Here is a 23,073-nt window from a genome sequence, read left to right as displayed (position 1 = left end):
TACAGACTGAGTTCTTGGGACAGGGATGAACGAGAGCAGCAAACCATCCTGACATGCCGAAACTCTGCCCTCGTCGTGATGAGTGCAGGAGCTGTCATCATGCCTCTGTTACTGGCTTTTACGCTCATTCATGACCAGTTTCAGCTGAGCCAACTAAAAACAATCAGCCTCATTACTCAAGCTTTTCTCTGCCTCAATTATCTTGTGACCCTCGCATCAGCGGCACAAATTGGCACACTCGCCTGGCTGGAACGCGATCAGCCATCATCACCGGATGCTGCCTGAAATTCCAAATTTTCTGTTTAGCTCGACACATAAAAAAGGCCGGCCTTCGTCCCCCGACGAATAGACCGGCCATATCAAGCAGACCCGAAGAGCGGTCAGGCTGCCTGAACTGTATCAACCTTTGGCTTACTGGCGCGCACTGGCGCAGCACTTGCTGCATGTGGCGTCAGGGTGCGCTGAACTGCATTCTGCCAGCCGTCCAGCATGATGCGGCGCTGTGCAGGATCCATACGCGGAGAGAACAGACGCTCCTGAGCCCAAGTTGCCGCAACTTCTTCCAGGCTACCCCAGAGACCAACATACAAGCCGGCAAGAAAAGCAGCGCCAACGGCCGTGGTCTCGACGTTTACAGGGCGCTCCACATCAGCCTTGAGCATGCTGGCAAGGAACTGAGCAAACCAGTCGTTAGCTGCCATGCCGCCGTCAATACGCAACGTCTTGGCCCGCATCGCGCCGTCCTGACGCATGGCATGAACAAGGTCATAGGTCTGATACGCAACAGACTCCAGCATCGCGCGGGCAATGTGTGCCTGCGTCGAACCCAGCGTGAGACCACAGATCATGCCACGTGCTTCAGGATCCCAATGTGGCGCGCCAAGTCCGACAAAAGCCGGCACCATATAAACGCCATGGCTATCCGGAATACGGGTTGCCATATCATCGGTCTGTGACGCATGCGTGATCAGTTGCAAACCATCACGCAGCCACTTGATACCGGCACCCGCCACGAAGATGGATCCTTCGAGAGCATAGGTCGTCTTGTTGCCAATCCGGTAACCAATGGTCGTCAGCAGACGGTTATTGGACTGAATTGGCTTCTCGCCTGTGTTCAGGAGCATGAAGCAGCCCGTACCATAGGTCGCTTTTGCCATGCCTTCTTCAAAACAGGCTTGCCCGATCAGAGCAGCATGCTGGTCACCCGCCATACCACCGATCACGATGGACTCACCGAACAGGTCAGGCTCTGTTTTGCCAAACAGGCCGCTGTTATCCTGGACTTCAGGCAGAAGCGCACGAGGCACATTGAACAGGTTCAGCAGTTCATCATCCCACTGAAGGGTGTGAATGTTGAACAGTGAAGTACGGCAGGCATTCGTGATGTCGGTTGCATGGCGTTTGCCACCCGTCAGACGCCACAGAAGGAAGCTGTCGATCGTGCCCGCGGCCAGTTCCCCTGCTTCAGCACGCTTGCGGGCACCTGCAACGTTATCAAGAAGCCAGGCAATCTTGCTTGCTGAGAAATACGGGTCCAGCAGAAGGCCCGTCTTATCACGCACAATTTCTTCGGCGCCCTGCTCACGCAGGCGATTGCATTCCTGAGCCGTCCGGCGATCCTGCCAGACAAGCGCATTATGAATGGGCTTGCCGGTCTTGCGGTCCCAGACCACGACTGTTTCGCGCTGATTGGTAATGCCGATCGCAGCAATCCGCCCAACACCACCAGCCGTGGAAATCGCTTCACGCGCCGTCTCGAGAACGTCTTCCCAGATATCTTCCACATCATGCTCGACCCAACCCAACTCAGGATAGTGCTGGGGGAATTCGCTACGTGAAATGGACACGGCGCGGGCATTGCTGTCGAAAACAATACTGCGGGTCGATGTCGTGCCCTGATCGATCGCGAGAATGTAGTCTTTCTTTGCCATGCTACTTACTCCGGAAACGGACAGATCAAGAGACCTTGTCGATGACGGGACCTGTTGAGGCAGGTACGGAAGGGTTCGAAACGACGAGCACAGGCTCGGCTAGGTTTAGCGCTTCAGATGATGGCGCAGACGCTACCACAGAAATCCGAGGCATGAAGGGGCGAAGACCATACTGGTAAATCGCGGCACCAATCGGACCACCGACCATTGGCGCTGCAATTGGCACCCACCAGTAGTTGGACGGAGCCGGAATGGCAGCCTGCCCCCATCCTGCAAAGAAGCAGAACAGGCGTGGACCAAAGTCACGAGCCGGATTGATGGCCCAGGCTTCCAGATACCCGGCAGACGCACCGATGATTGCAACCAGAAGACCAATGATCAGCGCACCGGAATTCGCCTGCGGAGCCTGCGTATTGTACTGGCAGGTCACGGCGAAAATACCGAACACCAGAATACCGGTCAGAACAGCCTCATCCCAGAACGCATGAGCGACACTGATGAAATCGCCCGGATGCGTGAAGAACACGCCAGCAGAGCCGCCATCCAGTGCACGCGTCAGGCCATGAGCCGCATTGTAGTGGTCAATGACCGGCACATAGAGCGAGTACACGAGTGCCGCGCCCGCCAGGCCACCCAGAACCTGAGCACCAATATAGGGTACGACCTTCTTCCATGAGAACCCACGGAAGAGCGCAAGTGAGAGCGTCACAGCCGGGTTGGCGTGCGTGCCGCTGACTGCCCCGGTCGCGTAAATCGCGACCGTAACGGACAGTCCCCAGACGATACAGACGCCCCAATAGGCCGTCTTGTACGGGCTGGGGTCGTAAAGCGAATACATGGCAGCGACGCCATCTCCGAAGAGAATGATGATGGCGACAGCAAAGAACTCAGCAAGGAGTTCACCAAGGTAGCGTTTATTCTCTGACATGACCGGATGTCCGACATGAGAATTGAAGGAAAGATCAGGCGACGTCCTGCCGCCATGTTCCGGAGGTCTCGGAGCCAGCCGAACGTTCTGTTCCGGCACGCTCCTCGATATAGGTCTGGAGTGCGGCTTTCTCGGCATCAGTCATGAACAGACCCAGCTTCGAGCGGCGCCACAGCACGTCCTGCGCAGACCGTGCCCATTCGTTGTCGATCAGATAATCGACTTCGCGCGCACTCAGTGTCTTACCGAACCACTGCCCCATATCGGCTTCTGCCTGCGTAGCGATATCAAACGCCCGCAAACCGTAATTCCGCATGAGCCGCCATGCTGTGTAAGGAGCCAGATGAGGCGCATACGCCTGCAGCTTCGCCACCTGGCGGTCAAAATCAGCCGGTGCAAAATCACCGCCAGGCAGTGGCGTCTCAGCAGTCCAGGATGGGCCGCCCAGCACAGGAAGATGTGGAACCAGCTTCTCAAGTGCATGCTCGGCCAGCTTGCGGAACGTCGTGATCTTGCCGCCAAAAACAGACAGGATCGGTGCACCAGACGCATCAACATCCAGCACGTAGTCACGCGTTACAGCGGAGGCATTGCCAGAGTTGTCGTCATAAAGCGGACGAACACCGGCATACGTCCAGACCACATCATCCGGGCTGACTGACTTCTGGAAATAGCGGCTGACGCTCTCGCAAAGATACTTGATTTCATCTCCCGAGATTTCAACTTTGCCAGGGTCCTGCTCCCAAGGAACGTCCGTCGTGCCGATGAGCGTGAAATCCTGCTCGTAGGGGATCGCGAAGACAATCCGTTTATCAGGATTTTGCAGGATATAAGCCTGCTTGCTCTCGAACAGGCGCGGCACCACGATGTGGCTTCCCTTGACGAGACGTACCTTGTTACGGCTCTGCACGCCAACACGATCCTGAAGAAGCTCTGCGACCCATGGCCCAGCTGCATTCACAATGGTCTTGGCCTGAACCGTCCGTTCTTCACCACTGTTGCGGTCAAGAAGCGTTGCGGTCCAGAGCTGTGGCCCGCGCTCAGCTTTCACAAGTTTGGTGCGCGTGTTGATGGAGGCCCCCAGACGGGTGGCATCCATTGCATTGAGCACAACCAGACGGCTGTCCTGCACCCAGCCATCGGAATATTCGAACCCACGCACGTATTCGCTCTTGAGCGGGCGCCCTGTCACATCCGTACGGAGGTTCACCGCGCGCGTTTTCGGCAACGTCATGGTCGTGCACAGGTGATCGTACAGGAACAGGCCTGTCCGTAGCAGCCAGGCAGGGCGCAGCATCTTGGAGTGCGGCAGAACAAAACGCATTGGCCAGATGATGTGCGGCGCAATCTTCAACAGACGCTCACGCTCAATCAGGGCCTCACGCACCAGCCGGAACTCGTAATATTCCAGATACCGCAGACCACCGTGGATCAGCTTGGTGCTGGCAGAAGACGTATGACTTGCAAGGTCATCCTGCTCGACAAGGATGACCTTCGCACCACGGCCTGCGGCATCACGGGCAATGCCGCAGCCGTTGATGCCCCCACCGACCACAAGCACGTCATAAGGCGGGCTCTGCGGACTTGAAGGCGAAACTTCACGAATCGATGACATAACAATCTCCTGCCACCACGCTCCAAAACGAGCATCTGATGTTCGTTTTCGCGCATATTGAACGATAAAGTAAAGAGAGATCTTCGATTTATAACAGATTAGTGTTCTTTTTTTCGCGTACTACTGTGATGTTTGAGCGATATGTAGCGTCACATTTGCCGCTGTCAGAAGCGCCTGGAACGCGTCCGAGACCGGCCGATCGGTAATCAGATCGTCAATATCTGCCAGTCCACCGACGCGTCCCATAGGCTGCCGACTGAACTTTGTATGGTCGGCCAGCAGCAGAACGCGGCGAGAATTTCGGATAATCGTGCGGGCACACTGAATTTCGTTCAGGTCAAAATCCAGCAGTGTCCCATCGTCGGCGATGCCGCTTATGCCGATGACGCCATATTCTGTTCGGAAGGAATCCAGCGTCTCAATCGCAGCCGCCCCCAGAATTGCCCCGTCCTTAGGACGGAGCTCTCCCGCCGCAATCACAGTTCTAAAATCAGGTCTTCCAGAAATAAGAGACGCAACATGGAGGTTATTAGTCACGACCCGCAGGTCACGATGCCCACCCAGAGACCGGGCGAAAGCCTCCGTTGTTGTACCAATATTGATGAACAGGGACGAGCGGTCAGGAATGAGAGACGCCGCGCAACGGCCAATCGCATCCTTGGCCTTCAGGTTCAGGATCTGCCGTTCATTGTAGGCGATATTTTCAATGGTGGAGTTCGGTGTCGCTCCGCCGTGATGTCGAGTCAGTAGCCCCTGCTCTGCCAGAAACCCAATGTCCCGCCTAATGGTTTGCACCGCCACATCGAACTGCTGTGCCATGTCTTCGTTCGACACATAGCCCTGACTGCGAACCAGTCGGATGATCTGTTCCTGACGAGGGTTGATCCTGATGGTGGGGTTGCTCATGTACACTGACCTGAAGTGATTTACAGAGCAGTGTGACAACACGAACAAAAACGCGCAATCACGAACTTTGTCAGCGACAGACCCCGTGACGCTTTTTAATCACCCCACCATCAAAGACATTTCAGATTTCGATATTCTGAAGAACCTGGAAGCCTTCAAAGACTGGCGGCCCTACGGTCAGCACTTTGCCTTGCCCGGCGCCCGCATGAGCAGCGCGGAACTGCTCAGACTGTGTCCAGCCAACAAAGGCCTCATAAGATTCCCAGATCGTATGAGACGCATAAAGAACATGATCTTCTTTGGCTGGCCCCTGCAGGAATTGAAAACTGACAAAGCCTGGAACTGTCTTCAGCAGGACTTCCCGCTCCAGCCAGCGCTGCCGAAAAGCATCTTCGCTATCAGGCCGTACCTTGAAACGGTTCATTGCAATATACATGGTGTCTCTCTCTTGTTGATATCTTCCGGCATGACGAGATCATGCGGAACAACGAACGGACGACCCGTGCTGCAATGTTGATGAATGCAGCCGTCAGGAATCCCAAAAACGTCGTGGAGAAGTTCAGAAGTCAGGATGTCACGGGGGAGACCGTGTGACTGTATCCGCCCCTGATGCATAACGACGATACGATCGGCACAGGCCGCAGCCCAGTTCAGATCATGCAGAACCAGCAACACGCTTCCACCATGCGCGGCATGCATCTTTGCAATCTGAAGAATGAGGCGCTGCCGTGCCATATCCTGTGCGGACAAAGGTTCATCCAACAACAGACAGCCGGGCGCGCCGTCCCGCGCTGCGGCCTCAAGCTGCGCCAGCACCCGCGCAAGATGAACGCGCTGCCTTTCCCCGCCGGATAGCGTCATAATGTCGCGTTCCATGAACGATGACAGCCCAACGCGATCCAGCGTGTCCTGTGCAATCGCAACACGCTCAGCCATCGGGCGGCCCTGCCCCGAAATAGCTGTCCCCATAAGAACCAGTTCCAGCGCCGTGAAGCGCGCGCGCATCGGACACTCCTGGGGCAAGAGTGCCCGACGGCGAGAAAGTTCGCCCGCAGAAAGCGATCCAATTTTTGAGCCATCAAAGCGGATCTCACCGCCATGCAGCGGCATCAAACCGCATGCGAGCTTCAGGAGCGTACTTTTGCCCGCGCCGTTAGGCCCCACAACAGCAACAATTTCTCCTGCCGCGAGTGCCAGATCAAGATTGTGAACAATCTCACGACCACCTGCTCTGGCTGAGGCGTTCTGAATTTCCAGTGTCATGATGGAATGTCCGCTCCATGAATGCGACTCAAGAGCCAGACAAAGACCGGGGTTCCGAGTGCTGCGGTAATTATACCAACAGGCAGTTCCGCAGGAGCCGCAACCAGTCTGGCAATCGTATCAGCCGCAGTGAGAAGAATAGCCCCAAGAAGAGCGCTCCCAGGCAGAACCAGACGGTGGTCTGGGCCGGTGACCAACCTCACAAGGTGAGGAACCACAACGCCAACAAACCCAATAGCGCCCACAAACGCGACTACCGGCCCGACGGATGCAGCCACCCCCAGCATTGCCAGCCGTTTCGTCCGCTCGACAGGATACCCCATCAAAGCAGCATCCGCCTCTCCAAGAAGCATGGCGTTCAGAGGAACAGCGAGACGTGTCGCAATCACGCCTGCAAGGAGAAGAAATGGCGAGAGCAGTCCAATACGTTCCCAATTTGCCCCCGAGAAACTCCCAAGAGTCCAGAACGTCAGATCCCGCAGCGCCGTGTCGTTGGCGCGAAAAATGAGAATGCCCGTCAATGCGCCAGAAAAAGCTCCAAATGCGACGCCAGCCAACAGAACGGTCGTGACAGAGGTGATGCCTGCGCGGGTCGCAAAGACGTAAAGAAGGAGTGTAACGAGAAAGCTGCCCAGCATTCCGGCCAAAGGCACGGCCCAACCGTTTAGAAACCCTGACTGAGCCATATCAACGCCCAGTACGATGACACATGAAGCAGCCAGAGCGGCCCCGGAAGATACGCCAATCAACCCCGGATCAGCCAGTGGATTCCGAAAGAGCCCCTGCATCGTTGCACCCGCGGCCCCCAAAGCTGCACCTGCCATGGCGGCAAGAACAACACGTGGCGCACGAATATACGCAATCACCATCCAGGCTAGATTTCTGGTTGCGACGTCAGGTGCATGCAGGAGCGTACCAATGCCTGCCCCGCTTGCACCAACCTCGACTGCGACCAGCATGACAAGAATTAGCAGCGGCAGAAGCGATAGTAAGATCCAGCCCGCATGCACGCGCATTGCCCTCACGCAGGATGCTCCGCTTTCGCCATCAGTCGTGCCAGATCCAGCGCAGCTTCGGGCGTTCTCGGACCAAATCCCAGAAGGCGCTCCCCTTCCATTTCTACAATGGCTTTTTTTTGCCCCGCTGGCGTCAAACTAAATCCGGGATCGCTCAAGAGAGCTTTGCGGATATCCTCGCCCCCCTGGTTCATTGTGAGAATGATATCGGGCTTAAGGGTCACAAGGGATTCTGTGTTCAGAAGCTTGTAGCCCTGCAGATCCGCCCCGACATTGACGCCTCCTGCAAGCCGGATAACGGCATCGGCAGCGGTACCACACCCCGCCGCGAGCGGACGGTTATTCGTCATGCGCATAATAAACAGGACGCGCGGTGACGTAGCATGTGTGTCGCGCCAGTCTTTAAGAGCAGAAAACTTCTGCTGGATATCCTGAGCCAGCTGCGTGCCCGCCTGCTCACGGTTCACAACTTTTGCCAGAAACTGTGTCCGGCCAATAATAGCGTCGGGCGAAGGCGTTGAATCGACGAACACAATGGGAATACCTGACGCCACCAACTGAGACATGGCATCGGCCGGCCCTGCTGCATCCATCGCAAGGATAAGGTCCGGTTTTACAGAAAGGACACCTTCGGAAGAGATGGCCCGCATATAACCAAGAGATTTTTTATCTTTGAGCGCAGTTTCGGGCCAAGTCGAAGTCGTATCAACGGCGACAATTTGATCGGCTGCACCAAGACGATAAAGCGTCTCGGTAATCGTTCCTCCAATGCAGGCAACTCTGGAAGCGGCCCCCAGAACAACCTGACGACCACGACTGTCCGTAACCATGCGGGTTGCAGCATGCAGACAGGACGGCATTAAAGCGCTGGCGCAGATCAGACCTAGAAAATTGCGGCGTTCCAAACCAAATCCATTCATCGCCCCTGCCCTTCTCGCATCAAGAAACATCTGTCGTCTGGAACTATGCAATCGAAAGTCATTCTCATTTAAAGGCTAGCTCTTTCATTCCGGCTGAACGAAAAATCACGCCCAGAACTCAAAGCGACCATCTGATCAATACAACTGGAGAAGCGCGCAAAGGCTTCTTCAGCCGCAGCAACACACATAGCCCGGTCCAGTTCTGCGTTATCGATTGCCGCTTTGAACATTTTCCACGATAAGCCCCGCCCTTCCGGGGCTGGTGCCAAATGACGAGCTCCAAAACTTTCTGTCAGGCCCAGAGCCATCGCCATCTTGGACAGAATATTCGCCCCAAGCTTCGATCCTTCCGCGACATATAACCAACCTACGGCAACCGAAGGATTGAGCGGAATCACATTCCCACGATGCGCCATCGGGGCAGTAAGACCAAGATCTCTCATGTCAGCTTCCACCCAGGGAAAGCGGTTACGCGCCTTAAGATCAGGGAGAAGATTTCGCAATATTTCGTTTTCGTAAATATTTGTCATATCTCGCAGGAAAACATACTGAGACAAAAGAAAGATCCGATATCCATCCAGACTGGAAAAAATTCCCATGGACATGATCTTATGATCGGTCCGGTCATGAATGGATTTTGTCTTTTCCCGGAGTGCCAGGGACAGCGTATTGTCGGTGAAAAACGCGCTCATATCCGCCATTTCTCCTTTTGATCTCAGCCGGAATGAATACCTGAATCGTTTGCTCGCCTTCTCGAAGAAAAGAGTCGACGCGGCTCTGTGTGGCATATTCATCCGGCACCTTCAATGAAAATGAGAATCACTATCATTTAGATTGACGCTATAAAAATCCCTCGCCATTAGATGCGACCGGTTCTCATTTAAGGGTGATGGCTTCCATGAGCAGACATAGCGTTCGTCCAACACGTTTTCTGCGACAGCCCATGCTGGCGACCTCCGCGCTGGTCTGTATTTTTGCATCGTTACCGTCTGCTCAGGCACAATCCAGCACCGGCGTGGAAAATGTCGTAGATGCAAAAACAGACAGCATTCCACCGCACGCCGGAACGGCACCTACAGTTCAGCTCAAGCCGCTCCATGTTCGAGGGCAAGCCGGTGCAGACATCATTGGCTCAATGAAAGTTGACCCGGATGCGGACTATAGTGCCGTCGGAAAGCCGCGTGTCATGACCCTGACAACAACGCTTAAAACACTTCAGTCCCGCATGATTGACAGCATTTCAGACTATGCTCGTCGCGTGGACGCGGGAGTGAATTACAACAATAACAATCTCAGCATTAATATGCGTGGGCTGGATCAGAACCGCATTCTCACCACCATAGACGGCATTCGGACAATCTGGGCGAATGACGGCGCACGTGGTGTCAGCGGCGGTGTTTCATCCTACGATTTCAATTCTCTTGGCTCGATCGACATTGTCAAAAACGCGAACTCCGGCTTTTTCGGAACAGGTGCGCTCGGCGGTGTTGTTTCACTCAAAACGCTGGACCCGGAAGACCTTCTGACAGGCAACAAGGCTTATGGCGGCCTGACCAAGCTGACATACGATGGCTCCAGCGAAAGTGGATACCTCAACCAGGCTCTTGCCGGACGTTATCATAACACAATGATCCTGGTTCAGGGCGGCTATCAGACCGGCAGCCAAACCGGAAATATGGGGGGCACAGGCGGCGTTGGGTTCACACGATCAGACAAAGATCCAGCCTCCTACACACAAGGAAACTTCCTGGGTAAAATTCATCAATACGTGGAAGGCGGTCATCGCTTCGGCTTAACGGGTGAAGTGTTTGATCGGAATTACAACGAAAATACTCTGAGCAGTATCAGCTCAACTTACAGCCGCTATCACACACTGGAAGAAAGCAAGCGCACGCGCGTTTCCGGTAGCTACGATTATAAGCCTGAGAAGCCCACAGCCTTTATCAGCGAAGCGCATCTCATTGCTTACTGGCAAAAAGTTAATTCAATCACAGACACAGCCGCCACTCGACTGACAGCTCCCATTGGGGAGTATGATAGGAACAGCAATCTCGCTGTTCAGTCATATGGAACGACGGGCTCAATTACGTCCAATGTTTTCACTGGCCCATTTCATCATGTGATTACCCTTGGCGGAGAAGCCTATATTACAGACACCAGCCAATATGCTGCAGGTCTCGATAATTGCAGCCCACGGATCTATTCGTGCAGTTTCTTGCATGTAAACCAGTCCGATATGCCTGATGTTCATGGAACAGATCTTGGAGCGATAGTGCAGGACCGAATTGGTTTCGGGAAAATGGAATGGCTCCACGTTACGCCGGGATTCCGCTTCGATCATTACAGACGCAGCCCACAATACACTGCAAGCTATGCTAGAAATGCCGCATATGAAGGTACACCGGACGGGGCCAGCGGCTCGCATTATTCTCCGAAAGTTTTGGTCGAAGCCCGAGTTCTGAAAAATCTTACGCTTTACGGACAATACTCACAGGCTTTCCGTGCGCCCTCCGCAACAGAAATGTACCTGACCTACGGTGGCACAGGCAGCTATGTCTCGATAGGGAACCAGAACCTCAAACCGGAAACCAGTCGTGGCTGGGAAGTCGGGGCGCGATATGGAGATTCCAAACGCGGCGCAACAATTTCATTCTTCGATAATTACTATCACAATTTCATCGATACGATCACGACAACAGCGGCAGCCGCCGGCATCGGCGGATATTACCCGTTTGGTGTTTTCGAATACGTCAACCGCCAGCATGTCCGTATCTACGGCGTAGAAGCACGCGCTAACTGGACTTTCGCCAATTACTGGCAGGTATGGACGTCCCTTGCCTATTCTGATGGCCAGGATACCGATGAACATGTTCACCTGAACTCTGTCGCACCGTTCCGTGGAATTGTAGGCGTTGCCTACAACCGGGAACACTGGGGCGCCAATTTCTCCACGACATTCGCGGCGGCACGCAACAAGGTGCAGAACATGGCGTCTAATGTGAACAAGACACCGGGCTATGCACTCTTCGATTTAACAGGCTGGTACTCGCCAAAATTCTTCCCAAACCTGCGCGTGCAGGCCGGCATGTATAATATGTTCAACAAACGTTACTATAATGCATTGGATGTGCCTGACAGCATTAGCGTTCCCAAGTCCTATTACACGCAGCCCGGCCGCAGCTTTAAAGTGACGACGCTCATCAATTTCTAAGCGTCAGAAACCCGATCTGAAACACCGTGACCCACGCCAGAATACGTCACGGTGTTTCAAAAAAAACCAAGCGTCTCGCACCCGAAGCCAGCTTTCACTGTTCGCAGCACCTTGCGATTGGAGAGTTGGATTTCAGTCAATGTGCCATCATCTTCATTCGCCACAAGCACTGTTGTGCCGTCGGGTCTAAAGGCCGCATCCATCGGTTTCCTACCAACGGGAACCGGGTACTGGTCCCATTGAGGAAGGCTTATCAATGTTACAATCGGTTCAAAATCTCCAATCACAAGAAGCCATTTTCCATCGGGGCTAACCCGCACGATCTGTGCACTTTTATTATGATGCTTCAGTTCAACTTCCTGACGCAGCTCTCCCCCATCGACATCCATTAGAAATAACGATGGATGCAAGGCATTGCTGACCACGAGAAATTTTTCATCCGGCAGATGATCAATACCAGCAGAGGGCGCAGGAAGAACAATCGTACGCCTGAAGCTATCATCACCAATACGCAGAACGGTCAGTGTCGCATCTTCTTCGTTTTCCGTGACGATCAGCTTACGCTGCGGAAGAACAGTGAGCCTGTGTGCATTCCGGGAAAATGCCTGCAGAACACGTATTACTCTCTTCGTCTCCGGATCTATCACCGCCACGGCAGCGCTTGCCTCACAGCTGACATACAGCAAACCATCTGGACCGAAACGCAAAGTATGCGGAGATTCCAGAGGTGTCAGATCAATGTCTGAAAGTCTGGTTCTTGCATGCAAATCTATAACTGAAACGAAATGGTTTGGGACAGGATTGTTGCCGTGAAAACCATTTCCGTAGGCTGGTACAAATGCAAGCCCATGACGATTATCTATGGCCAGTTCATGTGGCAGGCTCGGCATGCCGCCAATATGATCCAGCACTTCGAGCGTTATCGGGTCCAGGAAAAGAAGCTGTGCGCCCTTCTTGTCCACGACAATTAATCCGCTGCAATGACTGGAAGTCATAAACCGTCCTTGCTTTTACTTGTCTCAGGATGCTCCTGATACAGAACAATATAAAAAGCTTTTGGTTTTAGATGGTCCGGCCGAAATGCTGTCACAAAAATGCCAGCGTCAATCAAAACCAGACCATACGTTTTACAAAGTGCACGTCAAGCAGCACTGATATGCAATAAATTCTATATTATTTCAAAAAGCGGATGATCAGGCCGTCATCGCTATTGGCATGTCTTTGGCAGAAATGTCTGCAATATGCAGTTTGACGCCCGCTCCCATCATCTTGTCCGCGACATTATCTGGCAGGCCAGAGTCCGTAATAACGGCATCAAAATCCGTCAGATTTGCCAGATGATTGAGCGCACTGATTCCGAATTTACGGCTATCCACCATCAGAACTCGCCGATCGGCCATGTTCATCAGCGCACTTTTGGCTTTGATGAGGTCTTCATCCTGATGATAGGCCGAAAGCCCGTGAATAGCTGAGGTGGACATGAATAATGTGTTGATCCGAAGCGAGGTGACACTGCGTTCACACAAAACTCCGAGAAATGCATCAAAGGTTGGATTATATCGTCCACCCAGCGCAATCAGGCTGATATCACGAGAACGCCCAATCTTCGTGCTGATCCCCAGACTGTTCGTCACAACTGTAAGCTGACCGATTGCCGGCAGGCGTTCGGATAAAAAGCGCGATGTTGTTGAGTCATCCAAAGCGATCGTATCGCCTTCTTCGATCAAACCCGCAGCGATCGCTGTAATACCCAGCTTTTCCTGCACAGCCTGGCGAGCACGCAGCATGATGCTGCTTGCCGCCACAGCATTGGAGAGCGTCGTAACGCTTTCACCAACTTTACGGATCAGGCCCTGCGTTGCAAGCGCGTGGAGGTCACGGTTCATGGCTGCGCGGGTCATGGTGAACTGAACCAGCAAATCCTGGATCAGAACACAGCCATGCGCCGTGACATAGTCCAGAACAGCCTGACGCCGCGCGGACAGAGCCCGGCTTCCATGAAGAATATCGGGTATCATGCAGGTGCTCTTTCCTCGATCACACGATCAATCAGCTTTTCGAAGTCTGGAACTGACCAGCCTGCGCGCCCCACAAATACGCCATCCACATTTGGCTGGTTCACATAGCTACGGGCGTTATCCTGCGTGACACTTCCGCCATAGAGTAGCGGTACGCGATCACCGATATCCTTCCCGGCAATTTCACACAGAACGGCCCGCAACCCCGCGTGAACTTTTGCCACACAGTCAGTGTCGGCAGCGCGCCCTCCTGCACCGATCGCCCAGATCGGTTCATAGGCAATCAGAATTTTCGGGAGATCTGCATGAGCCACATCATGCAATGCAATCTTGAGCTGTCGGGCGAGAGTTTCTGCCGTGACACCGAAATCGTATTCTTCAAGGCTTTCGCCAATGCACAGCAAAGGCCGCAAACCATGACGAAGTGCCGCAGACATCTTGCGACTAACAGTCCAGTCCGTTTCCGCGAAATGCTGACGACGTTCCGAATGGCCGATCAGGACGATATCTGCCCCACACTCTTTCACCATGGCGGGAGAAATTTCACCCGTCCACGAACCGCTCTCTTCCCAATGCATGTTTTGTGCACCGACAAGCACGTCCGCGCCCTTCAGAACACTCGCAACAGCCTGCAGGGACGTAAATGGTGTGATGATGAAGGGCTTCACGCCATCCGGCGCTCGATAGGCCTTAAGCGCTTCTGCAGCAGCCAAGGCCTCGGCAGGTCCCTTGTTCATCTTCCAGTTCGTACCGATCCAGACTGTTTTGCGAGTCACCATTCATCTCCCGAAAGAAGGCAGCGACCATCGAATCTTGATCGCTAAACCTAAATCATGTTTAGCGTTAAATCATAACACTCCAAAGACATGAAGTTCCGAAATGAATGATATTTTCAATTCAACTCTCCGTACCCGCTCTCCAGGAGGGCTCTAAAGGCAGGTACGAAGATGCTGAAAACAGGAACTTTATTGCCCTTGTAAGTTTTTAAGCTGCCCGCTCCAGAAGAACAGTCTCCGTCACCAGACTATCGGCATCCGCGGGACGAAGTGTGGCAATTCCTTTACGGGCAAGGCCATCATGATAGAAATGCGTGGCCTCATTAGGAGAGAGATCCCCATCAGTGACGCGGCGCATGGCTTCAATCAGCAAAAGCGGGTCGGCAGCATCCACAATCTTGCGACCAAATAGTGCTGCACGAGCACCACTGCTCTGGGCTTGATGAATCAGCTCCAGACAATCGCGCGTCGTACCACTGCCGCCGCCCATAATTCCGACGATAACGCTCGGATCATATTCACACAGTTCCGCAAAAGCCTCGCTGCCATTGAACGGCACCTTCAGGAAGACAGGCTTCTCTTCCTTGCGAAGACCCGCAAGTGCACGGGTGACCATATCATTCAGGAACACCCCGAAATCTTCTGGCGCGATATGTCCTTCATTTGGGTTAAAGACTTCGAGGAAATAAGAAAACCCGTTGATTTTGGCTTCTTCGCGGAAGCGCGCAAACTCTTCCAGAGCCAGCGTATCCTGATCAACATCACCGTTAAATGTCATCGAATAGAGGCCAAGATTTGTCTGTGCCCGCTCCAAAGATGCAGAGCGGAACGGAACAGATTTTTGCGCGCGGTAGTGTCCACCACGCCCACGCCACAGGTCCGTCGTATCGTTGGCACGGATCGCCGTCTGGATTTTCGTACCCTCGAACGCATCACGCTCCAGCAGATCTTCCAGAATGGAGACTGAGGTCAGCATGATGTCCACAATATCCTGGCGGATAATGGACTGGATTTCGGACAGATATTGCGGCCGCGTCCGGAACCTGGACTGCCCGGCCCGAGGATTGCGGCGATTGCCCATCGCGCTGATGCCCGCTGCCATGTCTGAATCCTTGGCATCCGCAAGGATGAAATCATAACGCGTGTCTTTGCCAGCGCGCATGCGTGCAATTTTTTCTTCGTAGCGGTTCATGGCTCAAGCTTTCAGAGTTTCAAGGGGTTCAGATGACAGGGGAAATTGATCGCGGAGATTGTGGCGTTCCTGCCCTTCTCTCCAGGCATCCTGAGCCTGACGGGCGGCTTCCCGCTCGTCCCAGCCCAGCGTTCCTCCAATGATGTTTGCAACCTCCTGCACGACTGCCGGCGTCATGGCGCCACTGAGTGCAATTGTCGAGCGACGGTAGAGAACGTCCGACAGACGCCGAACCAGTTCATTTTCAGCAATGAACATCAATTCACGACGGGTGTAGGACGGGAGCGTTCGCAGAGGGGCGTCTGCCACCTCCTGACAAAATGCTGCGATCTTTCTGGCTAGCGTTCCGTATCGGTCGAGCAGCACGGACGCACGCGGGCGCGGTAGCCCAAAAGACGTCGCAAACCTGTCCAGATAGGCGGTATGCTGATCCGCATCAGGGAAACCACGGCCGCCGCCGATGGCCAGTTCCTGTGTTGACGTGCTTCGCGGATGCCCCAGCAGAGCCAGTACACGATCCGCGACTTCTTCGCCTAGCCCGCGGAAAGTCGTCCATTTTCCACCCACGAGGGACAGAACAGGCGTTGCACCCAGCCTGTCTTCATGAACGATGTGATCGCGACTGATCGCAGATGGATCGGCCGCATTGGTGGCCGGTAGCGGACGAACGCCGCTATAACGGTAGGTGACCTGCTCGCTTCCGATATGGAAGCCGGGGAAGAGATCAGCCAGCATCCGTAGCATGTAATCCTGCTCTTCGTCCGTACAGACAGCCTTGTCCGGATCGTCGATCCGGATATCGGTAGATCCAACCAGGACATGCCCAAAAAACGGATATGCGAGACAGATCCGTCCATCCGGCGTCCCGAAATAGACCATCCGGCCTTTCAGTTCCCGGAGCAGGTCATCATGCTTCAACAGCAGATGAGACCCTTTTGTGCCGCCAATATATTTCGTTGGATGACCCAGGATCTTATTGATCTGATCAATCCAAGCGCCACCCGCATTAACCAGAACACGTGTTTTTACTGTTCGCACCTCGTCGGTGAGCACATCTCGCAAGACAAGCTGTTCGCCCTGAAAGGACTCTGGAACAACATAGGTTACAGCCTCACAGTTCGGAGCCGTTTCCAGTGCATCCTGCACGCACTCATATCCAAGGCGTTCAGGCTGCGTGATCGCAGCATCGTAATACTGTGCTGTTGCCACAACATCCTTAGCCATATGCGGCCATTCACGGCGCGTTTTCTGGCTAAGAGACAGGGAATGTCGTGGCATGACGCGAGCACGGCGTCCTAGGAAATCGTAGATCTGAAGTCCGACTTCCAGAACCAGTGCCCCACGATCCGTCATTTTGCCGCCCAGGTTCAGGAAGCGACGAAATGATGTGACAATTCCGCCAAGCCAGGTGCGGATTGGTAGAACAGTCGGCAATGGCCGAACGAAATGCGGTGCATTCCGCAGGAGCAGATTTCGCTCCAACGTCGATTGCGCCACAAGCTTGAACTCGCCCGTTTCCAGATACTTGATCCCACCATGGATTAAGCGGGAGGGTGCACAGGATGCCCCTGTACAGATGTCGCTTCGATCCAGAATGAGCGTCTTCACGCCCTGAAGAGCCAGTTCACGAAACAGGCCAGCGCCATTAATGCCCGCCCCAATAATGACGACATCAAATTCGGCATTATCTGGCACGGCTGAAAGTGTCTTCACGAATGCATTTCCTTCGCGATTTCGGCTGAGAGCGCATAATTCATGACCGGTCCCACGGAAGTTTCCGGTTCGCCGCTGACTTCGCTACCGGCCTCGTACAGACCGGACCAGAAGGGCTTCATCGCCAACGTCAATGCGACATATCGGCGATAAATAGCCTCATAGATTCGTGCGCGAGCGGGATCCGGCTGATAAATATTCATCGGAATTTCCTGAGCGGCCACCGCCTCCTCAAGATCTCCATAAAGCCCGACAGCCACACTTGCCGTCAGAGCCGCGCCCAAGGCTCCAGCCTCCCGAACGCTGGAGATTTCGACGGGCATATTGAGAATATCCGCAAACATCTGAGCAATAGATGCTTGGCTACTGCCCCCGCCTGACACACCAAGGCGATGCACAGCACCTGTCTGACGCAGGGTTTCAACATGCTCGCGATGGTTAAAGATTGTCCCTTCAATCATCGCCTGAAACAGATCCGCTCGATCATGCCAGGACTGCACCCCGAACAGCGATGCACTTGCCGGTGCCTCATAAGGTGATCCGAAAAGAAACGGATGATACAGCGGTATCGGTCGTTCGCCGCGAGAACGCCCAAGCTTCGCCTCAACTTCCTTTGTGAGAACTTGAGCGGCCTCTTTTTCCTCTGGAAGAAGCATACGCGCGAGCCATTCCAGATTGCTGGACGACGCGGGCGAAATAGCCATGCAGTTCCACAACCCGCGACGATAGCCTGCGCGGCAGGACCAGCCATCACCTATGACAGGCCGACTGCGGAAAATTTCATTGATAGAAAAAGTGCCCGCCGTGATCGAAAGATCACCTGGTCGTGTGTAACCTGACCCTACAGCCGCCGCCGTCACATCATGCAACCCGACAGCAACGGGCGTTCCTTCGCGTAGGCCAGTCGCACGAGCAGCTTCTGCCGTGATCGTTCCACCCTGGTCACAGGACAGTAGCATTTTAGGGAGCGCACCGCGGATTTCACGCAGATCCAACACATCAAGGATGCTATCGCTATAGTCCTGTGTGTAAAGATCCGTGAAAGATGTGCTGGCCTCTGTCAGATCTGTCGCAATTTCCCCTGTCAGACAAAGGCGGATCCAGTCCTTGGCAAAAAAGACAGTGCCAATGGCTTGATAACGATCTGGTTGATGGCGCTTCATCCACGCCAGCAGGGTCGTGGCGGAATAGGGGTAAGGACGCTGCCCTGCAATGGGGACGATCTTCTCCAATCGGCCTTCCTGCTTCCATTCGTCATGAATCTCCGTGGCCCGACTGTCGAGCGACATGATCCCTCGACCCAATGGATGTCTTGAGCGGTCAAGAACAAAAAGTCCGTCACCGTGTGCAGTCACCCCAACGCCAGCAATATCATCCCCGCTCAGCCCGGAAACGTCCAAGGCTTCCTGGACGGCTTCCACAACAGCCTGCCACGCTTCATGCATATCCCGCTCAACGTGACGCGGTTCGTCCATATGCTGGGGAACACGACGACGGCCGGTCCCTACAATTCCACCTGTCTTCGAGAAGATGACAGCCTTCGTCGTGGTAGAACCGCAATCGATCCCGATCGTGAAATCCTGGCGCATTTCGCCCTCCGGACACTCTTGCAATCGGCCTTAGCAAATCGCTCAACCGATAACACCATAAATGTTATTATCAGGTGATATAAGTGTTATCATGCTGCCGTCAATGTGATAAATATCACTTTTCCAGCGTCAAGAATCTTTGTGTGATAATTCCCGTGAAAAGCACACCGCAGAGCAGATCAGAACATTACAAATTTGGTCAGCGCTGGTATGTAGATGTCGCGATGCCATAATTGGCCTTACCCGATGACAAGGATCTTTTTGACAGATGACTGATGGTTCGGGCGTTCCAGCTACCTCCCCCGCCGTCCTTCTCAGCAAACGCAGGGACAACAGTGCCCGTCAGCAGCAGATCCTCGACGTCCTTCTAGAGACAGGAAGTGCCACAATCGAGAATCTGTCTGAGCGTTTTGACGTCAGCAGAATGACAATTCACCGTGATGCTCACGCGCTGGCCGCCCAAGGACTGATCGATAAGCTGCACGGCAGTATTGTTCTCAAGAATCGCGTCGTCACTCAGAAAACCGTCAATTTTCGAAAGTCACGCGCGCCCGATCTGAAAGAGTCGATCATTCAGCGGGCTATTTCGATGATTACGCCTGAGCAAATTCTTGTCCTGGACGATTCCACGACAGTCGCAGCTATGCTGCCCCTGCTGCCAGCGCTAGCCCCCTTGACCATCATCACAAATGCTGTGGGCGTTATTCAGGCACTTTCCCCCTACCCCAACCTGAAACTCATTTGCCTTGGCGGTGACTACAACCAGCCAAGAAATGCCTTTTTTGGTCTCGTGTGCGAACAGGCAGCAAAATCACTCCGCGCCAATACGATGTTTCTGTCCACGTCCATCATTCACAACGAAACGGCATTTCAGAACGATCAGGACGTCGTGAAAGTCAAACAGGCACTAATGCAGATTGCGGACCAGACCGTCCTTCTTGTTGACAGCACAAAGTTCCGCAAGGGTGGCCTTCACCGACTGGCCGCATTAAGCGATTTCGACGTTGTTCTGACAGACTCACAACTAAAGCCCGCCATTCGCAAGGCCCTCACGCACGACGGTATCAACGTCGAAATATGCGGCTGACAGTCTAACGCTCAGTGAGTAGAGCAACAAATAACAAACCCACGACGAATTATACAAAATATATCACGCAGAAACTGATATAATCTTGATTGAAGTAGATACATAGCATCACATCGATGTTATATATAACATCGCGATAAGTGTGCCACTCATCATGCTGATCAGTCCTGATCGAAGGATTTTCAGCATGATATACATCAGCCTTGCCCCTCTCTGGCAAAGGGTTCCAACAAACTCTTTGCCCAACAGTCTATTCATGAAATCCAGCCTTCCATATGCAGGAGGCTCCTTTTCATGACGCGGCTTCCGCAAACTCTTTCCAGCATCATTGCAGCATTGGGCGCATTGATGGCTGCTTTTCTGATTTACGAGGGTGGTCGCCTCATTGCCTTCGGTGGATCCTGGTTTTACGCCCTCTCCGGGATCGCTCTAGCCGTTTGCAGTTTTTACATGTTTCGCAGGAATATCCTGTCCACGTGGATCGCGCTGGGCCTTCTGGCCGCAACACTTCTATGGTCTATCAGTGAAGTCGGTTTTGCTTTCTGGCCGAGCTTCTCTCGGCTGATCGTGTTTCTTTTCGTGGCCCTCGTGGCCATCCTCATGGCCCCTTGGCTCAGTGGACCAGGAAGAAAATTTTTTACACGCACAACAACCGGTCTTGCCGCCAGCGGCCTCGGCGTTGTCATTCTTGCCTTCATCGCGGGCATGTTCCGCGTCCACCCAACCATTGCCCCCACCGATCCAACATCTTCACAAGAAACTGCAGCAGCTACGGCTCCTGATCAGACAGAACATGACTGGCCAGCATACGGGCGCACAACGTCCGGAACCCGCTACGCCAGCTTCACCCAGATCAATCGAGAAAATGTCAGCAAACTGAACGTTGCCTGGACATATCGTACCGGCGACATGGCCATCAATGGCGCGGAATTTCAGGGCACCCCCATCAAGATTGGAGACACTGTTTATATCTGCTCTCCACACAACATTGTCTCTGCCATTGACCCTGATACAGGCACCGAAAAATGGAAGTTTGACCCGCACGCCCAGACGAAGGTCTGGCAGCGCTGCCGTGGCGTTGGATACTGGCACGACAGTACCGCATCAGATGAAAATGCCCCCTGTACGTCTCGCATTGTCCTGACAACCATTGACGCTCGTCTCATCACCATTGATGCCCGCACGGGCAAGGCCTGCGACAGCTTTGGCTCCAATGGCGCCGTTAATCTCCTGACCGGCCTAGGTCCTACCGCCCCCGGATCTTATTATCCAACAGCCGCACCCCTCGTCGCTGGCGATATTGTTGTCGTTGGTGGCCGCATCGCCGACAATGAACGCACTGGCGAACCCTCAGGCGTCGTTCGCGGATATGACGTTCGCACAGGCGCACAAGTCTGGGCCTGGGATGCGACCAATCCTCATCGTGGCACCACACCGCTGGCAGAAGGAGAAATCTACCCTGCCGAAACACCCAATCTATGGGGTACGGCAAGCTACGACCCGAAACTGGATCTTGTTTTCTTTCCACTTGGCAATCAGACACCTGATTTCTGGGGCGGCGACCGAAGCAAGGCTTCGGATGAATATAATGACGCCTTCGTGGCCGTGGATGCAAAAACCGGCGTGGAACGCTGGCACTTCCGCACAGCAAACCACGATCTCGTAGATTATGACGCCACTGCCCAACCCATTCTTTATGATATTCCAGACGGCCACGGAGGCACACGCCCCGCAATCATTGCCATGACCAAACGCGGACAGATCTTTGTTCTGGATCGCCGCGATGGAACACCGATCCTTCCAGTAGAAATGCGCAAGGTCCCACAGGATGGAGCGCCAGCGGGGCAGTATCTGGCACCGGAACAGCCCTACTCAGCCGTATCCATTGGAGCCGAGCGCCTGAAAGCGAGCGACATGTGGGGCGGCACCATTTTCGATCAGCTTCTTTGCCGGGTGCAGTTCGCGTCCTATCGCTATGAAGGCGAGTTCACCCCTGTCAATGAGAAGCAGGCCAGCATCATTTATCCTGGCTATTACGGTGGCATTAACTGGGGCGGAGGCGCCGTGGACGAAAGCACCGGAACACTTCTCGTCAATGATATCCGCATGATTCAGTGGGCAAAATTCATCAAACAGGATGAAGCCCGCAGGATTGGCCTCAAGCCGTCTGCTGAGGGTGAATATTCCGAACAAAAGGGCACACCATGGGGCGTCGTGCGCTCGATGTTCTTCTCACCACTCGGCCTACCGTGCGGTAAGCCACCTTATGGCACCATGAACGCCATTGACCTGCGAAGCGGCAAGGTAAAATGGAGCATGCCTCTCGGAACAATCCAGGACATGCCAATTCACGGTTTTGTCCCGGGGGTGCAGATTCCCCTTGGCATGCCCACAATGAGCGGTCCATTGGCAACCCGCACCGGCCTGGTATTCTTCGCAGGAACGCTCGACAATTATATCCGCGCGATCAATACGGATACTGGCGAGGTTGTCTGGAAAGCACGCCTTCCTGTCGCATCTCAGGCCGCTCCAATGAGCTACGTCTCTGACAAGACTGGCAAACAATACGTTGTTGTCACAGCAGGTGGCCTCACTCGCTCAGGCGTCAACAAGAATCGTGGCGATTATGTTATCGCCTATGCCCTGCCTTCAGAATAAGGCGGGGCAGATTGCGGGCCCAGAGCCCGCAATCTCTTCACGAAATCGCGAACACAATCCGCCCGAGAAATATCAAAGTTACAGTCTTGCATGACAACCATGCAAAGCCCTGAGACTCATTTCTCTATAGAAACCCTTATGGCTCCGTACCGCCCGCAGGTATTGCACCCAAAAGCGGTGCTTTATCGCCCGGTGAGGTATTTTCCAACAATACGTTTCAAAAAATAACACATCCTTCAGGAGTGAAATT

19 protein-coding genes are annotated in these 23,073 nt (G+C 53.9%); 4 read left to right on the top strand and 15 right to left on the bottom strand.

Annotation, left to right across the window (positions count from 1 at the left end; translation table 11 throughout):
* Positions 1–99 precede the first annotated feature (99 nt).
* Complete coding sequence (locus tag KP708_RS11500) at positions 100–285, top strand: hypothetical protein (protein WP_143412304.1); 186 nt, start codon at positions 100–102, stop codon at positions 283–285.
* A 95-nt stretch (positions 286–380) separates the two neighbouring features.
* Here the strand turns inward: KP708_RS11500 and glpK are convergent, their stop codons facing one another.
* The 9 genes from glpK to KP708_RS11455 all read right to left on the bottom strand — a co-directional run bounded on the left by glpK (position 381) and on the right by KP708_RS11455 (position 9,271).
* Positions 381–1,931 carry a glycerol kinase GlpK gene (gene glpK / locus KP708_RS11495; protein WP_215748740.1) on the bottom strand — a complete coding sequence of 517 codons (1,551 nt, stop codon included), beginning with the start codon at positions 1,929–1,931 and terminating at the stop codon, positions 381–383.
* Between the two features lie 25 nt (positions 1,932–1,956).
* The gene (locus KP708_RS11490) at positions 1,957–2,859 is read right to left on the bottom strand and encodes an MIP/aquaporin family protein (RefSeq protein WP_046899839.1); all 903 of its coding nucleotides are present in this window, start codon (positions 2,857–2,859) and stop codon (positions 1,957–1,959) included.
* A gap of 34 nt (positions 2,860–2,893) precedes the next feature.
* On the bottom strand, positions 2,894–4,474 hold the full coding sequence (glpD, locus tag KP708_RS11485; protein WP_215748741.1) for a glycerol-3-phosphate dehydrogenase: 1,581 nt from the start codon (positions 4,472–4,474) through the stop codon (positions 2,894–2,896).
* Positions 4,475–4,594: 120 nt separating this feature from the next.
* Entirely contained in the window at positions 4,595–5,380 is a 786-nt protein-coding gene (locus KP708_RS11480) for a DeoR/GlpR family DNA-binding transcription regulator (protein WP_215748742.1), read from the bottom strand.
* A 121-nt stretch (positions 5,381–5,501) separates the two neighbouring features.
* Positions 5,502–5,816 carry an antibiotic biosynthesis monooxygenase gene (locus KP708_RS11475; RefSeq protein WP_215748743.1) on the bottom strand — a complete coding sequence of 105 codons (315 nt, stop codon included), beginning with the start codon at positions 5,814–5,816 and terminating at the stop codon, positions 5,502–5,504.
* A complete protein-coding gene (locus tag KP708_RS11470) occupies positions 5,801–6,643 on the bottom strand; it encodes a heme ABC transporter ATP-binding protein (protein ID WP_215748744.1) in 843 nt (280 codons plus the stop codon). Before KP708_RS11470 ends, KP708_RS11475 begins: the two co-directional genes overlap by 16 nt.
* A complete protein-coding gene (locus tag KP708_RS11465; RefSeq protein WP_215749394.1) occupies positions 6,640–7,659 on the bottom strand; it encodes an iron ABC transporter permease in 1,020 nt (339 codons plus the stop codon). The genes KP708_RS11470 and KP708_RS11465 overlap by 4 nt, the downstream gene beginning before the upstream one ends.
* 5 nt (positions 7,660–7,664) lie before the next feature.
* Positions 7,665–8,579, bottom strand: coding sequence for a hemin ABC transporter substrate-binding protein (locus KP708_RS11460; RefSeq protein WP_215748745.1), 915 nt, complete (start codon positions 8,577–8,579; stop codon positions 7,665–7,667).
* A 68-nt stretch (positions 8,580–8,647) separates the two neighbouring features.
* Positions 8,648–9,271 carry a biliverdin-producing heme oxygenase gene (locus KP708_RS11455; protein ID WP_202206724.1) on the bottom strand — a complete coding sequence of 208 codons (624 nt, stop codon included), beginning with the start codon at positions 9,269–9,271 and terminating at the stop codon, positions 8,648–8,650.
* A 251-nt stretch (positions 9,272–9,522) separates the two neighbouring features.
* Between KP708_RS11455 and KP708_RS11450 the strand changes: the two genes are divergently transcribed.
* Complete coding sequence (locus KP708_RS11450) at positions 9,523–11,790, top strand: TonB-dependent hemoglobin/transferrin/lactoferrin family receptor (RefSeq protein ID WP_215749396.1); 2,268 nt, start codon at positions 9,523–9,525, stop codon at positions 11,788–11,790.
* Between the two features lie 56 nt (positions 11,791–11,846).
* Here the strand turns inward: KP708_RS11450 and KP708_RS11445 are convergent, their stop codons facing one another.
* The 6 genes from KP708_RS11445 to KP708_RS11420 form a co-directional block, all read right to left on the bottom strand.
* Entirely contained in the window at positions 11,847–12,785 is a 939-nt protein-coding gene (locus tag KP708_RS11445; protein WP_215748746.1) for a beta-propeller fold lactonase family protein, read from the bottom strand.
* Between the two features lie 198 nt (positions 12,786–12,983).
* Complete coding sequence (locus KP708_RS11440; protein ID WP_215748747.1) at positions 12,984–13,808, bottom strand: DeoR/GlpR family DNA-binding transcription regulator; 825 nt, start codon at positions 13,806–13,808, stop codon at positions 12,984–12,986.
* Positions 13,805–14,587 (bottom strand): triose-phosphate isomerase, encoded by a 783-nt coding sequence (locus tag KP708_RS11435; RefSeq protein ID WP_215748748.1) that lies wholly within the window; start codon positions 14,585–14,587, stop codon positions 13,805–13,807. Before KP708_RS11435 ends, KP708_RS11440 begins: the two co-directional genes overlap by 4 nt.
* 205 nt (positions 14,588–14,792) lie before the next feature.
* Complete coding sequence (locus tag KP708_RS11430; protein ID WP_215748749.1) at positions 14,793–15,776, bottom strand: hypothetical protein; 984 nt, start codon at positions 15,774–15,776, stop codon at positions 14,793–14,795.
* Between the two features lie 3 nt (positions 15,777–15,779).
* On the bottom strand, positions 15,780–17,489 hold the full coding sequence (locus KP708_RS16045) for a glycerol-3-phosphate dehydrogenase/oxidase (RefSeq protein ID WP_215748750.1): 1,710 nt from the start codon (positions 17,487–17,489) through the stop codon (positions 15,780–15,782).
* Positions 17,486–19,078: an FGGY-family carbohydrate kinase gene (locus tag KP708_RS11420; protein ID WP_215748751.1), complete on the bottom strand. Its 1,593-nt coding sequence runs from the start codon at positions 19,076–19,078 to the stop codon at positions 17,486–17,488. Before KP708_RS11420 ends, KP708_RS16045 begins: the two co-directional genes overlap by 4 nt.
* Before the next feature lie 268 nt (positions 19,079–19,346).
* On the opposite strand from KP708_RS11420, the gene KP708_RS11415 reads away from it, so the two are divergent.
* Both KP708_RS11415 and KP708_RS11410 read left to right on the top strand, forming a co-directional pair.
* Positions 19,347–20,165 carry a DeoR/GlpR family DNA-binding transcription regulator gene (locus KP708_RS11415; RefSeq protein ID WP_202206717.1) on the top strand — a complete coding sequence of 273 codons (819 nt, stop codon included), beginning with the start codon at positions 19,347–19,349 and terminating at the stop codon, positions 20,163–20,165.
* Between the two features lie 294 nt (positions 20,166–20,459).
* Positions 20,460–22,823, top strand: coding sequence for a membrane-bound PQQ-dependent dehydrogenase, glucose/quinate/shikimate family (locus KP708_RS11410; protein ID WP_215748752.1), 2,364 nt, complete (start codon positions 20,460–20,462; stop codon positions 22,821–22,823).
* Positions 22,824–23,073: the final 250 nt, after the last annotated feature.

The sequence above is a fragment of the Gluconobacter sp. P5H9_a genome (assembly GCF_018812085.1).
Lineage (GTDB): Bacteria > Pseudomonadota > Alphaproteobacteria > Acetobacterales > Acetobacteraceae > Gluconobacter.
The sequence above is the reverse complement of the archived record's forward strand: the minus strand, read 5'-3'. Positions and strand labels throughout refer to the sequence as shown.